The sequence below is a fragment of the Ruegeria sp. BG5 genome, from assembly GCF_056538425.1.
Genome location: NZ_JBQFTC010000001.1, coordinates 1,141,466 through 1,154,675 on the forward strand (window position 1 = coordinate 1,141,466; position 13,210 = coordinate 1,154,675).

15 protein-coding genes are annotated in these 13,210 nt (G+C 60.3%); 8 read left to right on the forward strand and 7 right to left on the reverse strand.

The features are described 5' to 3' along the window. The first annotated feature begins 8 nt into the window (after positions 1 to 8). The 7 genes from hisD to ACR0KX_RS05195 are packed head-to-tail and all read left to right on the forward strand — an operon-like array spanning position 9 to position 5,685. On the forward strand, positions 9 to 1,316 hold the full coding sequence (gene hisD / locus ACR0KX_RS05165; protein WP_170621556.1) for a histidinol dehydrogenase: 1,308 nt from the start codon (positions 9 to 11) through the stop codon (positions 1,314 to 1,316). Continuing rightward, positions 1,309 to 2,070: an SDR family oxidoreductase gene (locus ACR0KX_RS05170; RefSeq protein WP_170621557.1), complete on the forward strand. Its 762-nt coding sequence runs from the start codon at positions 1,309 to 1,311 to the stop codon at positions 2,068 to 2,070. Before hisD ends, ACR0KX_RS05170 begins: the two co-directional genes overlap by 8 nt. Continuing rightward, entirely contained in the window at positions 2,067 to 3,044 is a 978-nt protein-coding gene (locus ACR0KX_RS05175) for an alcohol dehydrogenase catalytic domain-containing protein (protein ID WP_480707997.1), read from the forward strand. The genes ACR0KX_RS05170 and ACR0KX_RS05175 overlap by 4 nt, the downstream gene beginning before the upstream one ends. A gap of 23 nt (positions 3,045 to 3,067) precedes the next feature. Beyond that, positions 3,068 to 3,478 (forward strand): universal stress protein, encoded by a 411-nt coding sequence (locus ACR0KX_RS05180; protein ID WP_170517663.1) that lies wholly within the window; start codon positions 3,068 to 3,070, stop codon positions 3,476 to 3,478. Between the two features lie 49 nt (positions 3,479 to 3,527). Then, on the forward strand, positions 3,528 to 4,034 hold the full coding sequence (gene comD / locus ACR0KX_RS05185) for a sulfopyruvate decarboxylase subunit alpha (protein WP_170451631.1): 507 nt from the start codon (positions 3,528 to 3,530) through the stop codon (positions 4,032 to 4,034). Beyond that, entirely contained in the window at positions 4,031 to 4,585 is a 555-nt protein-coding gene (gene comE, locus ACR0KX_RS05190) for a sulfopyruvate decarboxylase subunit beta (protein ID WP_170517666.1), read from the forward strand. Before comD ends, comE begins: the two co-directional genes overlap by 4 nt. Continuing rightward, entirely contained in the window at positions 4,585 to 5,685 is a 1,101-nt protein-coding gene (locus ACR0KX_RS05195; protein WP_170517669.1) for an alpha-hydroxy acid oxidase, read from the forward strand. The genes comE and ACR0KX_RS05195 overlap by 1 nt, the downstream gene beginning before the upstream one ends. Before the next feature lie 11 nt (positions 5,686 to 5,696). On the opposite strand, the gene ACR0KX_RS05200 is transcribed toward ACR0KX_RS05195, so the two are convergent. Beyond that, positions 5,697 to 6,797: a Hint domain-containing protein gene (locus ACR0KX_RS05200; protein ID WP_170621559.1), complete on the reverse strand. Its 1,101-nt coding sequence runs from the start codon at positions 6,795 to 6,797 to the stop codon at positions 5,697 to 5,699. 317 nt (positions 6,798 to 7,114) lie between these two features. Here ACR0KX_RS05200 and ACR0KX_RS05205 point away from each other — a divergent pair, with 317 nt between their 5' ends. After that, positions 7,115 to 8,518 (forward strand): MATE family efflux transporter, encoded by a 1,404-nt coding sequence (locus ACR0KX_RS05205; protein WP_480708000.1) that lies wholly within the window; start codon positions 7,115 to 7,117, stop codon positions 8,516 to 8,518. A gap of 5 nt (positions 8,519 to 8,523) precedes the next feature. Here ACR0KX_RS05205 and ACR0KX_RS05210 read toward each other — a convergent pair whose 3' ends face one another. The 6 genes from ACR0KX_RS05210 to ACR0KX_RS05235 all read right to left on the reverse strand — a co-directional run bounded on the left by ACR0KX_RS05210 (position 8,524) and on the right by ACR0KX_RS05235 (position 13,209). Continuing rightward, positions 8,524 to 9,621: a M56 family metallopeptidase gene (locus tag ACR0KX_RS05210; protein WP_170621560.1), complete on the reverse strand. Its 1,098-nt coding sequence runs from the start codon at positions 9,619 to 9,621 to the stop codon at positions 8,524 to 8,526. Beyond that, positions 9,608 to 10,003: a BlaI/MecI/CopY family transcriptional regulator gene (locus ACR0KX_RS05215; RefSeq protein WP_170451622.1), complete on the reverse strand. Its 396-nt coding sequence runs from the start codon at positions 10,001 to 10,003 to the stop codon at positions 9,608 to 9,610. Before ACR0KX_RS05215 ends, ACR0KX_RS05210 begins: the two co-directional genes overlap by 14 nt. Positions 10,004 to 10,068: 65 nt before the next feature. After that, positions 10,069 to 10,338, reverse strand: a complete 270-nt coding sequence (locus tag ACR0KX_RS05220) for a DUF2160 domain-containing protein (protein WP_480626265.1) — start codon at positions 10,336 to 10,338, stop codon at positions 10,069 to 10,071. 140 nt (positions 10,339 to 10,478) lie between these two features. Next, a complete protein-coding gene (locus tag ACR0KX_RS05225) occupies positions 10,479 to 11,276 on the reverse strand; it encodes a carbohydrate ABC transporter permease (RefSeq protein WP_058280831.1) in 798 nt (265 codons plus the stop codon). After that, complete coding sequence (locus ACR0KX_RS05230; RefSeq protein WP_058280832.1) at positions 11,273 to 12,136, reverse strand: carbohydrate ABC transporter permease; 864 nt, start codon at positions 12,134 to 12,136, stop codon at positions 11,273 to 11,275. The genes ACR0KX_RS05225 and ACR0KX_RS05230 overlap by 4 nt, the downstream gene beginning before the upstream one ends. After that, positions 12,133 to 13,209, reverse strand: a complete 1,077-nt coding sequence (locus tag ACR0KX_RS05235; protein WP_170451619.1) for an ABC transporter ATP-binding protein — start codon at positions 13,207 to 13,209, stop codon at positions 12,133 to 12,135. The genes ACR0KX_RS05230 and ACR0KX_RS05235 overlap by 4 nt, the downstream gene beginning before the upstream one ends. Position 13,210 lies beyond the last annotated feature (1 nt).

A 13,210-nucleotide genomic window follows, 5' to 3' on the forward strand; every position in this document is an offset into this window, starting at 1 on the left:
TGCTGAATATGCCGCGTGACTATTTGAAAAAGGCAACCCTGACGGCGCAATCTCATGCGTCCGAGGTTCACGATACGGTCAAGACCATTCTGTCCGATATCGAGGTGGGTGGCGATGCGAAGGCGCTGGAATACGCCGCGAAGTTCGACAAGTTCGAGGGTAACGTTCTGATGACCCAAGGTGAGATCGACGCCGCCATCGCGCTGGTGCCCGAGAAGCTGAAGGCCGACATCCGCTTTGCCCATGACAACGTGCGCCGCTTTGCCGAAACGCAAAAGGCCACTGTGTCGGATGTGCAGACCGAGATCGTGCCGGGCGTTGTCGCGGGGCAAAAAGCCATCCCCGTGGATGCGGCAGGGTGCTATGTGCCCGGCGGGCGCTACAGCCATATCGCCAGCGCGATCATGACGGTGACCACGGCCAAGGTAGCCGGGTGCCGCCACATCACGGCCTGTTCGCCCCCGCGTCCGGGCGAGGGTGTTGCCCCCGCGATTGTCTATGCCGCGCATATCTGCGGGGCCGACAGTATTCTTGCAATGGGCGGTGTGCAGGGCGTGGCCGCGATGACCTATGGCCTGTTCGGCTTGCCGCGCGCGAATATTCTTGTGGGGCCGGGCAATCAGTTCGTGGCCGAGGCAAAGCGTATTCTCTATGGCAAGGTCGGCATCGACATGATCGCGGGACCGACGGACAGCCTGATCCTTGCCGATAGCAGCGCTGATGCGCATGTGGTCGCGACCGATTTGGTCAGTCAGGCCGAGCACGGCTATAACTCGCCCGTCTGGCTGGTGACCGATGATCGGGCGTTGGCGCAAAAGGTGATGGAGCTTGTGCCCGCGCTGATTGAAGACCTGCCGGAACTGAACCGCGAAAACGCATCCGCCGCGTGGCGCGATTATGCTGAGGTGATCGTCTGTGCAGATCGCGAGGAAATGGCCGCCTGTTCCGACGATTACGCGCCTGAACACCTGACCGTTCAGGCCGAGGATCTGGATTGGTGGCTGAACCGGTTGACCTGCTATGGTTCGCTGTTTCTGGGTGAGGAAACCACCGTGTCCTATGGCGACAAGGCCACCGGCACCAACCACGTTCTGCCCACCTCGGGCGCGGCCAGCTATACCGGGGGCCTCAGCGTACATAAGTATATGAAGATCGTGACATGGCAGAGGGCAACGCGCGAAGGGTCCAAGCCCATCGCAGTCGCAACCGCCCGCATTTCACGTCTGGAAGGGATGGAAGGCCACGCCCGCGCCGCCGATGTGCGGCTGGCCAAGTATTTCCCGGATGAGCAATTCGACCTGACCGCAGATGGATGACCCACGTTCGCTCTTTGACCTGACAGGGCGCGTGGCCTGCGTCACCGGCGCAAGCTCGGGGCTGGGGCGGCGGGTGGCTTTGGTGCTGGCGCAGGCCGGGGCCAAGGTGGTCGGCGTTGCGCGGCGGGCCGATGCGTTGTCTCAGCTGTGCGATGAGATCGGGGGAAATGCCGCCGCAGTGACTGGCGATGTTGCGGATCGAGGGAATATGGGGGTTTTGGTCGCCAAAATCTCTTCCCCCTTCGGTCCGCCGGACATTGTCGTCCACGCCGCCGGGGTGAACACGCGCGAGGCGGCGGATGATGTGACGGGGCAGGGATGGGATGCGACTCTGGCCCTGAACCTGAGCGCGCCGTTTTTCCTCAGCCAGGCCATGGTGCCCGCGATGAAGGAAAAAGGCTGGGGCCGGATCGTGAACTTTGCCTCGCTGCAAACAACACGGGCCTTTCCGGGTGGCATCGCCTATGGCGCGACCAAGGCCGGGATCGGGCAGTTGACCCGCGCCATGGCCGAGGCATGGTCGCCGCACGGCATCACCGCCAACGCCATCGGGCCGGGGTTCTTCCCGACCGAACTGACGCAGGCCGTGTTCGACGACCCGGAGCGCGCCGCGCGAAACGCCGCACAGACTTGCATCCAACGCAATGGGCGGATGGAGGATATGGACGGGCCGATCCTGTTTCTGTGCTCGAAGGCGTCGGATTATGTTACCGGGCAAATCCTCATGGTGGACGGGGGGTTCACAGCGAAATGAAAGCGCTTGTCTATGATGGTGTCGAACAGGTTGTGCATCGTGAGGTGCCGGATGCCGTGCCGGAATTTGGCGAGCATCTGATCCGGGTTGAGGCGGTTGGTATCTGTGGCTCGGACATGCATGCCTATCTGGGGCATGACGCGCGACGGCCCGCGCCGCTGATCCTGGGCCACGAGGCCGCAGGCGTGATTGTCGGCGGTCCGCGTGACGGTGCACGCGTGACGGTCAACCCTCTGGTCACCTGCGGGGTCTGTCCGGCCTGCACCTCGGGTCGGGAAAACCTGTGCCCAAACCGCCAGATCATTTCGATGCCCCCGCGCGAAGGGGCTTTTGCGCAATATGTCACCATGCCAGACCGCAATCTGGTCGAGGTGCCCGAGGATGTGCCGCTAAGCAAGGCCGCGTTGGCCGAACCTCTGGCGGTTAGCTGGCATGCGGTTCGGCTGGCTATCGCTGCGCTGCATCCGGCAAGCGAAAAGCGCGCCTTGGTGCTGGGCGGCGGCGCAATTGGGCTGGCCGCTGCGCTTGCGTTAACCGCGATGGGCGTCGAAGAGGTCACTCTGGCCGAACCGAATCCGGGGCGGCGCGACTTTCTGCTGAGGCTTGGCCTGCGCGTCGTCGACGGCGTCATAGGAACCTATCCGATCGTGATCGACGCGGTCGGCTTTGCAGCGACCCGTGCGACCGCCTCGGCCTGCGCCGAACCCGGTGGCGTTATTGCTCATGTCGGTTTGGGTGAGGATACGGGTGGCTTGGACATTCGCCGCATGACCCTGCAAGAGGTCACGTTCATCGGAACCTACACCTACACCGCCGAAGATTTCCGCCAAACGGCACAGGCCATTTTCGACGGCCGTCTTGGCCCGCTGGACTGGACCGAAGCGCGACCCTTGTCCGAAGGGGCTCAGGCGTTTCGCGATCTGCGCTCTGGCGCGGTTGCCGCGCCAAAGATTATCCTGGACCCGTGGCAATAGACCGGGCTGAAAAGGAGTTTGATATGTATAAGAAAGTTCTTGTCCCGATGGCGCTGGATCACGGCATTTCGCAGCACACGCTCGAGGTTGCCCGCGCGCTGTCCGAAGAGGGGGCCGAGATCGTCGCCCTGCATGTCTACGAGATGCCGCAGGGCTCGGTCAGCGCATATCTCGACAAGGCGGCGGTCGCCGAAGGATTTCAGCGCGCCCGTCTGGAGCTGCTGAAAAAGGTCGAAGGGCTGGACGGCGTGACCGCTGAGATCGTGAAGGGCCACACCGCGCGGACAATCATCGACTATGCCGGCAGCAACGATGTGGATTGCATTGTCATCGGTTCTCATAAGCCCGACCTCAGCGACTATTTCCTGGGATCGACCGCGTCGCGCGTCGTTCGCCATGCCCCCTGCGCCGTGCATGTGCATCGCGGGGGCTGAATTCCTCAATCGCGCTTATCGCGCCCCAATCAGGACCAAAAGCCGGACCATGAACATAGACAAGAAGATCACTGACGATCTGGTGGCGAACGATATCTCGTTCGTGACCACCGTCCCCTGCAAGCAACTGGCCGGGGTGATAGAAGAGATCGACCAACGCGACGGCATCTTCCACATCCCGTCAAACAAGGAAGACGAGGGGATGGGCCTGTGCGCCGGTGCCTGGATGGGCGGCAAACGTCCGGCCATCATCATGCAGAACACCGCCATCGGCGTGACGATCAACACGCTGGCGACGCTGATCCAGTATTACCGGATGCCGCTGCCCATGCTGATCTCGTATCGCGGAGAGCTGCGCGAACCCGTGGCCTGCCAGGTCGAGATGGCTGTGCATACCAAAGCGTTGTTGGCGCAGATGAATATCCCGACCTACCATTTCCACAAACAATCGGATGTCGAAGAGCTCGACATGATCCTGAAATACACCTTCATGTGCAACAAGCCGGTCGCCATCCTGACCGATGCCAATTTCTGGGGAGGCTATGGCGACCAATGATCCGTTCCGAGATTCTGAAAGAAATCGCCCCGATCCTGCGTGACCAACTGGTGGTCTGCAATATCGGCATCCCCAGCCAGGAACTGCACGCTATCGACGATCAGCCGACCAACTTTTATATGCTGGGTACGATGGGGCTGGCCTCGTCCATCGGTTTGGGGCTTGCGCTGTCGCAACCGAAACCGGTGATTGTGATCGATGGGGATGGCTCGATCCTGACCAATCTGGGCACGTTGCCGACCATCGCGAACAACGTGGCCGATAACTACATCCTGCTGATTGTCGACAATGGCTCGTACGGGTCGACCGGGGATCAGCCGACTTACGCAGGCCAGAAGACCTCGTTGACGAAAATGGCGCAGGCCGCCGGGTGCGAACGTGTGATCGAATGCACCGCCGAAGACACGGGCCGCGTGCTGCAAGAGGCGCTGGATGCCAAGCAGATGACCATCATCGTCGCCAAGTGTGAAAGCGGCAATGCCAAGATGCCGGTTATCACCATGGATCCGGTGGTGATCCGCGACCGCTTTATGAAGGCCGTTCAGGCCTGATGGGCGCAAGCGCCATTCACTGCGCCGAAGACGCCCGCCGCCTTGCGCGGCGGCGTTTGCCGTGGATGGTGTTCGACTATATCGACGGTGCAGCGGGGTCCGAAGTCGGGGCTGCGCGCAACCGCGCCGCAATGGATGCGATGACCCTGCGCCCGCGCATCCTGCGGGATGTGAGTGACCGTTCGCTCGAAAGCTCGGTTTTCGGCAAACCCGCGCAACGTCCCTTTGGCATTGCGCCCATGGGCATGTGTAACCTGTCCGGTCCGGGGGGCGACCTGATGCTGGCGCGGCTGTCTGCGCGTTATTCGGTGCCTTTGGGGGTCTCGACTGTGGCCTCAACGCCCATGGAAGAGATGCTGGACGTGTCCGAAGGCAACGCCTGGTTTCAGCTCTATTTTAGCGGCGATGGATCGGGGACCGCCAAGCTGGTGGATCGGGCCAAGGCTGCTGGGTACGAGACACTGGTCCTGACCGTTGACGTGCCCGAGGTCGGGCGCAGACCGCGCGAATTGCGGCATGGGTTCCGTATGCCGTTCCGGCTGGGCCCGCGTCAGTTTCTGGACTTTGCCCTGCATCCGCGCTGGTCTCTGTCGACCCTCGCAAGTGGCAAGCCTCAGATGGCGAATTTCCTGATGGAGGGCTACACCTTCGACCGAACCGAAAGCCGCGCCAAAGCCGATTGGGACACTCTGGCAAGGCTCAGGGATCAATGGCCGGGGCATCTGGTCGTCAAAGGCGTTCTGGATGCCGAGGATGCAGTTGCTTTGAAAATAGCCGGTGTGGACGCAATTCAGGTCTCAAGCCATGGGGCCAGGCAATTGGAAAGCGCACCGGCCCCGTTCTCGGTTCTGCCCGACATCCGCGCGGCGGTCGGCGAAGACTACCCGTTGTTCTACGACAGCGGGCTGCGATCCGGCGAAGATGCGCTGAAGGCAATCCGGAACGGCGCTGATTTCACCTTCTTCGGGCGCATTCTGCAATTCGCCATAGCTGCCGGGGGCGAGGCGGGTCTGAACCAGCTTTGGCAGGTGCTGAGCGATGAGATGAGCATCGCCATGGCTCAGATCGGGGCGACACGGGTCGCGCGATCAACCGAGTAGGGCACCATGTATCAGACCAAGGACCGGTGGTTTTTGAGGTGCCGTTGCACCATGTTGCGGACCTGTCGCCCTTTTGAGGGGATGCGCCGCGCAGAGTGTGCCACGTAGCCCGGCATCCGTAGGAACGGGAACAACTCTAAGATTTCGGCGCGGGCGGCGGACGGCAGGCTGCGCATGGCTTGCGGACCGGTGAACAGGCTTTCCGACGGTGCACCTTCGGCAAAGACGACCTCATGCCGGTCAAACAGCATGTGGTAATAGGTGACCTTCCTTGCGGTGTCTTCGCAATCAATGCCCGGCAGTTCGGTCAGCATATGCGCAGGCACCAACACCTCGGCCGCGTCGAACATCCGCGTGGCGATGGGGGAGCGGACAAGCATCCGGTGCTGCGGCGATACAAGCAGATCGCGACAGGGCAAACCGCTGCCTAAAGCGCCAGCTTCAATCCGTATCGGCCTTAGCTTGGGTTTGGCGGCCAAAGCCGCCTGATCCAACTGGCACGCGCCAATCCAGCGGATGGGCTGATCACCGTGATCGGCAGTGCAGACCAGATCACCGGCGGACAGAGATTCAATCGGTTTTGGCCCCGCAGGAGTCGTGATCAGGGTGCCAGCGACAAAACAGGGCACGTCGATGATCGCGGTTGGGTCTGACGTGTCAGGCGCGTTGGTCGGCGTGACATTGACCACCTGGATGTCATAAGTGACCCCCGGATCCAACGGTTCGGACGTGATGTAGCCAACCAGCGTGCCTTCGATTTCAACGGCATAAACCGTGATGTTGCCGCCACCGGGTACCGTCAGGATATAGGATTCCTCAAGATAGATGTCACCGCTGCCAAAAGTGGTCGAACCGTCCAGACTGGTCACAACACCGGTCTGTGTTGCGTCATCTCCGTTTTCGTTATTGAAGCGGTCCCCGTTGAAGATGGTGCCGTCATCCGGCAAAGGATTCGCGCCGTTCAGAATGGTGCCGCCTGCGTCGTCCTGAACATCAAAGACCCTGCGATCCGTGCCGGGGCTGTAGCTGGCCGCCAGTGTGATCGTATCCTGCCCGACAAAGTTCACTGAAATAACGTCCGGCGCGTAGCCGATATACGAGTAGTTCGCCATGACCTAACCCAAACCTCATCCCCTAACAAACCGCCCTGTTTCAATTCATTGATTAAGCCAGGGAGGTTGGCGTTCCCTTAACGGCACCAACCTGCGGCTGAGCTAGTGCGCCTTTGAGGCAATTTGAGGGCGCAGGCGATCAAAACTGGGTGAGGTGGCCAGAGTTTTGAAAGGAACTGAAACAGGTGCGCCAGTCCCCATGTGATCAGACCTTTTTGGCGCAAAAACCTCACACAGCGGTTTCAGTTTGGATAAGGTATTTCACATTGGGACCGTTTCGGAACACGATTGCAAAACCACAATAATGGGACAGAACCTTGGCCGATACTTCCCCGCGTGAGGCGGTGTTTCTGAACGGAAGCCTGATGCGGCATGTGACACGGATGTCACTGACAACCAGCATTGGTTTGATGGCGATTTTTGCCGTCGATTTCGTCGATATGGTTTTTATCTCGATGCTGGGCAATGACGCATTGGCCGCAGCCGTCGGATATGCCGGGACGCTGCTGTTTTTCACCAACGCGATCAATATCGGCTTGTCTATCGCGGCCGGGGCGCTTGTCGCGCGCGAGCTTGGGGCAGGCAGGCCCGAACAAGCACGGCACTACGCGTCCAGCGTTGCGACACTGGGCCTGATTGTCGGTTCAATTACCTCAGGTTTGGTATTGTTAAATATCAGCTTTTTGCTGTCATTGCTTGGCGCGGAAGGCGAGGTTTTGCGGCTGGCGACCCGCTATGTCTCGATCATTCTGCCTACCATGTGGGTTATGTCGATTGCCATGGCGGCGATGGCCGTTCTGCGCGCGCACGGGGACGCCAGACGGTCGATGATGGCCACGATCTATGGCGGGCTTGTCAACGCGGTGCTCGATCCGATCCTGATCTTTGGGGTTGGGCTGGGGCTGGACGGCGCGGCCATTGCCTCGGTCGTGGCGCGGGTGTGCATGTTGGCGGCGGCGTTGTGGCCCGCATTGCGCGTGCATCAGGGCTTTGCGCGCCCCTCGTTGAAACAGGTCGGGCGCGACCTTCGGCCTGTGCGTGCCATCGCGATCCCCGCTGTTCTGACCAATGTGGCAACGCCGATTGGCAACGCGATTGTCGTGCGTGAGATTGCTCATTACGGGACAGATGCGGTCGCGGGTATGGCGGTGATCGGGCGGTTGTTGCCGGTGGCGTTTTCGGTGATCTTCGCGCTTTCTGGCGCGATCGGGCCCATTATCGGCCAGAATTTCGGGGCCGAGAAGTTCGACCGGGTTCGCGCGGCCTATCTGGCAGGGATCAAATTCACGGCGATTTATGTCCTTGGCATGGCCGCAATCCTGTTTCTGCTACGTGCCCCCATTGCGGATCTGTTTGTGGCGCAGGGCGAGACCCGCGTGCTGATCTACCTGTTCTGCGGGCCGCTGGCCCTGGCGTCGTTCTTCAACGGGGTGATCTTTGTTGCCAATGCCAGCTTCAACAATCTGGGCCACCCGGTCTATTCCACATGGATCAACTGGGGCCGCCACACGGTTGGAACCTGGGTGTTTGCGACCTTGGGCTCATACCTTGCAGGCGCGCCCGGAGTTCTGCTGGGTCAAGCGTTTGGCGGCGTCATTTTCGCCGTCATCAGTTGGGTGATGGTGATGCGCGTTGTCTCGGGCCTGCAAAGATCGCAAGCGATTGAGCCTTTTGCGGATCAAAACCGCCTTCACTCTCTATTCGGGCGGCGAGGGTGGTAACGGCGTCAGTTGCCCTGATTGCGGGCTTCCAGCCGCTCCAAATTCACGACCGTTGACAGCATGATGCGATCATGGCTCCAGTCTCCGGTCTGTTGGATCGAAGCGGATCCCAAGGCCAGCAAGGCCGCGAAGATCAGCGTCAGTCCCAGAAAGGCCACCGGCAAGGGCGCGGAAACGGTCGGAGTGTCGGTCAACGCGATGACCCGCTGTCGCAGCACGCGCTTGGCGTTTCCGCTTGTGACCATTGCGACATGCAACACACGGGGGCTGCCTTTGGCGACCGAACGTGCGCAGTAATCCAGCAAACACGTCGTGTAGTCCCTTGTATCAATCCGCTTGCGCGCGACAACCGACTGGTCGCAGGCCAGTTCGCGCAACCGGTCGAACTGGTATTTCAGGATCAGATAAGCCGGGTTCCAGAACAGCAGGGGGCGCAGAAGTTCGAACCCCAACTCCCACTCGACGTCGCCTGCGCGGATGTGCTGAAACTCATGCGCCAGTGCAAATCGCAGCTCGCGCGGGGTATCCAGAAGGTGACTGGGCAAGACCACGTGGCGGCGGCGCAGACCGCGGACGGCGAAAGGAACGGTGATACGGTCGGACAGGCGGATATCGACCTTGTTGGATCGCCGCCAGAGAAAGCTGGACGTGACCGTGTCGCGGATCGCAAGCGCGTCGCGTGTGACACGTAAAGCCAGCAGGGCAGCGACGCATGCCAGCAGGGTCAACAGCACGGTAACGGCAGAGGATTGACCGGACAGCACCAGATCGACCCAACGCTCGCGCGTGTTCAGCAACGCTTCGAACTGGGTTGCAGGCATCGCAATGTCGCCGCGCAGATAGGCGGCCACCGCGATATCGCCAAGGGCAAACCCCCGATCAGGCCATGCCAGACTGGACAGTGCCGAAACGCCAAGCGCAAGGATCGGGCTGACCAGAACGCAAATACACAGCGCCTTGAACGCGTGCAGCTGCGAGATAAACCCGGTGCGCAGTGACGTGCGGGCCAGAGCCGCGCGGGCGATCAGCCAGATAAGGGCCGACAGGCCCAGCACGATGTTCATTTCCAGAAATGCGTCGAGTACCGGTTTAACCGCGGTCATTTTGCAGTCTCCTCTCTACCAGTGCTCGAATTTCCTCCAGATCGGTTTCGCTCAGACCTTCATCGTCGACCAGCCGGGCGACCAGTGAGGCGGGCGTGTTGTCAAACAACGTCCGCGACAGGTTCTGAAGTGAGCGTGCCTGATACCTGTCCTTGTCCAGAAGCGGTCTGTAGATCAGGGTCTTGCCGTCCTTGCGGCTTTCGACAAATCCCTTTTCGTCGAGAATACGCAGGATCGTGGCCCCTGATGTATAGGCCAGATTCCGTTCCGGGGGCAGGCGGTCCAATACATCCCGCACCGAGCCGTGACCAAGCGCCCAAAGCTCGTTCATGAACTCCAGTTCAACTTCGGTCAGCAGATTTGTTGTCTTTTTCTTACGCATCGATCTCGGTGTCGTCATGATTGGTCTGCCTGTCAGACAAGCATCCTTTCGCCGTTTCGCAAAGTCTAAACTTTCCAGAAGACGAAGATGCCCCAGCCGATGGACAGGAAAAGCGGGGTCCAGACCGGTTGGCCGACCAGCCCAAGCCAGGCGAGGAAGATATAGGCCGAGCCGAGAAGCGTGATGAACAGCCGGTCGCCCAGTGTGGTCGTCAGGCCCAAAACCCCGCGCCGCTCGACCCCGTCGCGGTATTTGAAGCCTTCCAGAATACCGATCAGGGCGATGGCCGAGAAGATGCCGACAAACAGGGCCAAGGTCGCCGGGGTCCAGGCCATCCAGAAATCGGGCCACAGGGGATCGGTCCACGAGAAGCCTTTTTCCTCTTGCTGGCCGACGCTGCCCCATCCGGATTGCTGGGCGAATGCCATGGTGGGCAAAAAGGGCAGGGTGAGAAGAAGTTTACGCATATCGAACCTCACACACGTCCCATCGCGAAACCGCGCGCGATGTAGTTGCGGACAAACCAGATGACGATGGCGCCGGGGATGATGGTCAGGGTTCCGGCGGCGGCCAGCAGACCTAACTCATACCCCGCGCTGGAGGCGGTGCGGGTCATCACGGCAGCGATGGGTTTGGCCTCGACCGCCGTCAGGGTTTTGGCCAGCAGCATCTCGACCCATGAGAACATGAAGCAGAAGAAGGCAGCGACGCCGACGCCCGCTTTGATATTGGGCAGGAAGATCGTCACGAAGAAGCGCGGGAAGGAATAGCCGTCGACATAAGCCGTTTCATCCAGTTCCTTGGGGATGCCGCGCATGAAGCCTTCCAAAATCCACACCGCCAGCGGCACGTTGAACAGCGTATGTGCCAGCGCCACAGCCAGATAGGTGTCGAACAGGTGGATCGACGAATAAAGCTGGAAGAAGGGCAGCGCGAAAACCGCCGCCGGGGCCATCCGGTTGGTCAGCAGCCAGAAGAACAACTGCTTGTCGCCCAGGAACCGATAGCGCGAGAACGCATAGGCCGCAGGCAGGGCCACACAGACCGACAACACCGTATTGATCGTCACGTAGATGATCGAGTTGATGTAGCCCCAGTACCATGTCGGATCGGTGAAGATGGTGATATAGTTCTCCAGCGTAAAGGTCTGGGGAAACAGGGAAAAGCCCGACAGGATCTCGTTTGTCGTTTTGAAGGACATCGCCACCAGCCAATAGATCGGCAGCATCAGGAACGCGATATAGAGGATCGGGATAAGGGACCGCTTCTTCATTGCGCGTCATCCTTTGTCATCAGAGTGTAGAAGACCCAACTCACCAGCAGCGTGATGGCGAAATAGATCAGGCTCATCGCCGCCGCAGGGCCAAGGTCGAACTGTCCCAGCGCGATTTTCACAAGGTCGATCGACAGCAAGGTGGTCGAGTTTCCGGGGCCGCCGCCGGTCAGAACGAAGGGCTCGGTATAGATGTTGAAACTGTCCATGAACCGCAGCAGGACGGCGATGGTCAGGACGGTTTTCATCTTGGGCAACTGAATATAGCGGAACACCGACCATGGGCTGGCCCCGTCGATCTTGGCGGCTTGATAATAGGCATCCGGGATCGAGACCAATCCCGCATAGCACAGCAGCACGACCAGCGACGTCCAGTGCCAGACATCCATGACGATGACGGTAATCCAGGCCGAGATCGGCTGTTGCGTCATGTCATAGTTGATGCCCAGAACGTCATTCAGGAAATACCCCAACAACCCGATCTTGGGCAGCGTGAAGATGTTCCACATCGAGCCCACGACGTTCCACGGGATCAGCATCGGCAGGGCCATCAGCACCAGACAGACCGGCACCCAGAAGCCTTTGCGGGGCATCGAAAGGGCGACGATGATGCCCAGCGGCACCTCGATCAGCAGGATCAGGAAGGTGAACAGGAACTGTCGCCCCAGCGCGGCCTGAAACCGGTCGGACCGCAGGATCTGTTCGAACCAGCCAAGCCCTTCCCAGAAGAACTGGTTGTTGCCGAAGGTTTCCTGCACCGAGTAGTTGACCACTGTCATCATCGGCACCAGCGCGTTGAAAGCAACCAGCGCCAGAACCGGCAGGACAAAGAACCATGCCTTTTGGTTTTCCGTTCTCATTGTGCCCGCTCCTGAGTTGCGATCCAGCCGTCGCGGTAGACGCGGGATTGTTCGGGTTTGAATTGCAGAAAAACCTGTGATCCCGGTTCGGGAACCTCATGTTCCGTGACAGCTTTGAGGGCGGTGTTGCCGACCATCGCGCTGACGACGTAGTGGCGGCCAATGTCGGAAACTTTGGTCACATGCGCCGGGATACCGGTATCGCCAAAGCCCACATATTCAGGGCGGATGCCCAGATCGGTGCGGCCTCCGTCGCCATGGGTCGGGCCTTCCAGCATGACCTCGTGGCCCTCGAACACGGCCCGATCGCCCTTGGCCTCGCAGGGCAGCACGTTCATGCCGGGTGAGCCGATGAAGTGGCCGACGAAGGTGTGCTGAGGGCGCTCGAACAGTTCAACCGGTGTGCCGATCTGCACCACCTCGCCGTCTTGCATCACCACGACTTCATCAGCGAAGGTCAGCGCCTCGGTCTGGTCGTGGGTCACGTAGATCATCGTGGCCTGCACGCGCTGGTGCAGTTCTTTCAGTTTGGACCGCAGCTTCCATTTCAGATGCGGGTCGATCACGGTCAACGGTTCATCGAACATCACCGCGTTCACGTCGTCGCGGACCAGCCCGCGACCCATCGAGATCTTCTGTTTGTTGTCAGGGCTGAGGCCCGAGGCGCGGGTGTTTAGCATATCCGTGACGTCCAGCATCTCGGCGATCTCATCGACGCGGCGTTTGATGGTCGCCGGGTCAACACCCCGGTTTTTCAACGGGAAAGCAAGGTTTTCGCCCACTGTCATCGTGTCGTAGATCACCGGGAACTGGAACACCTGTGCGATGTTACGCTGATCGGGGGGCAGGGCGGTGACGTCCTGACCATCGAACAGAATCTGCCCCTCAGACGGTGTCAGCAGGCCCGAGATGATGTTCAGCAACGTGGACTTGCCGCAGCCCGACGGGCCAAGCAGCGCATATGCGCCGCCGTCGCGCCAGGTTACGTCGATTTCCTTCAGCGCATAGTCCTCAGGGCCTTTGGGTGAGGGCATATAGCTGTGCCGCAGGTTTGAAAGCTTGATCTGAGCCATG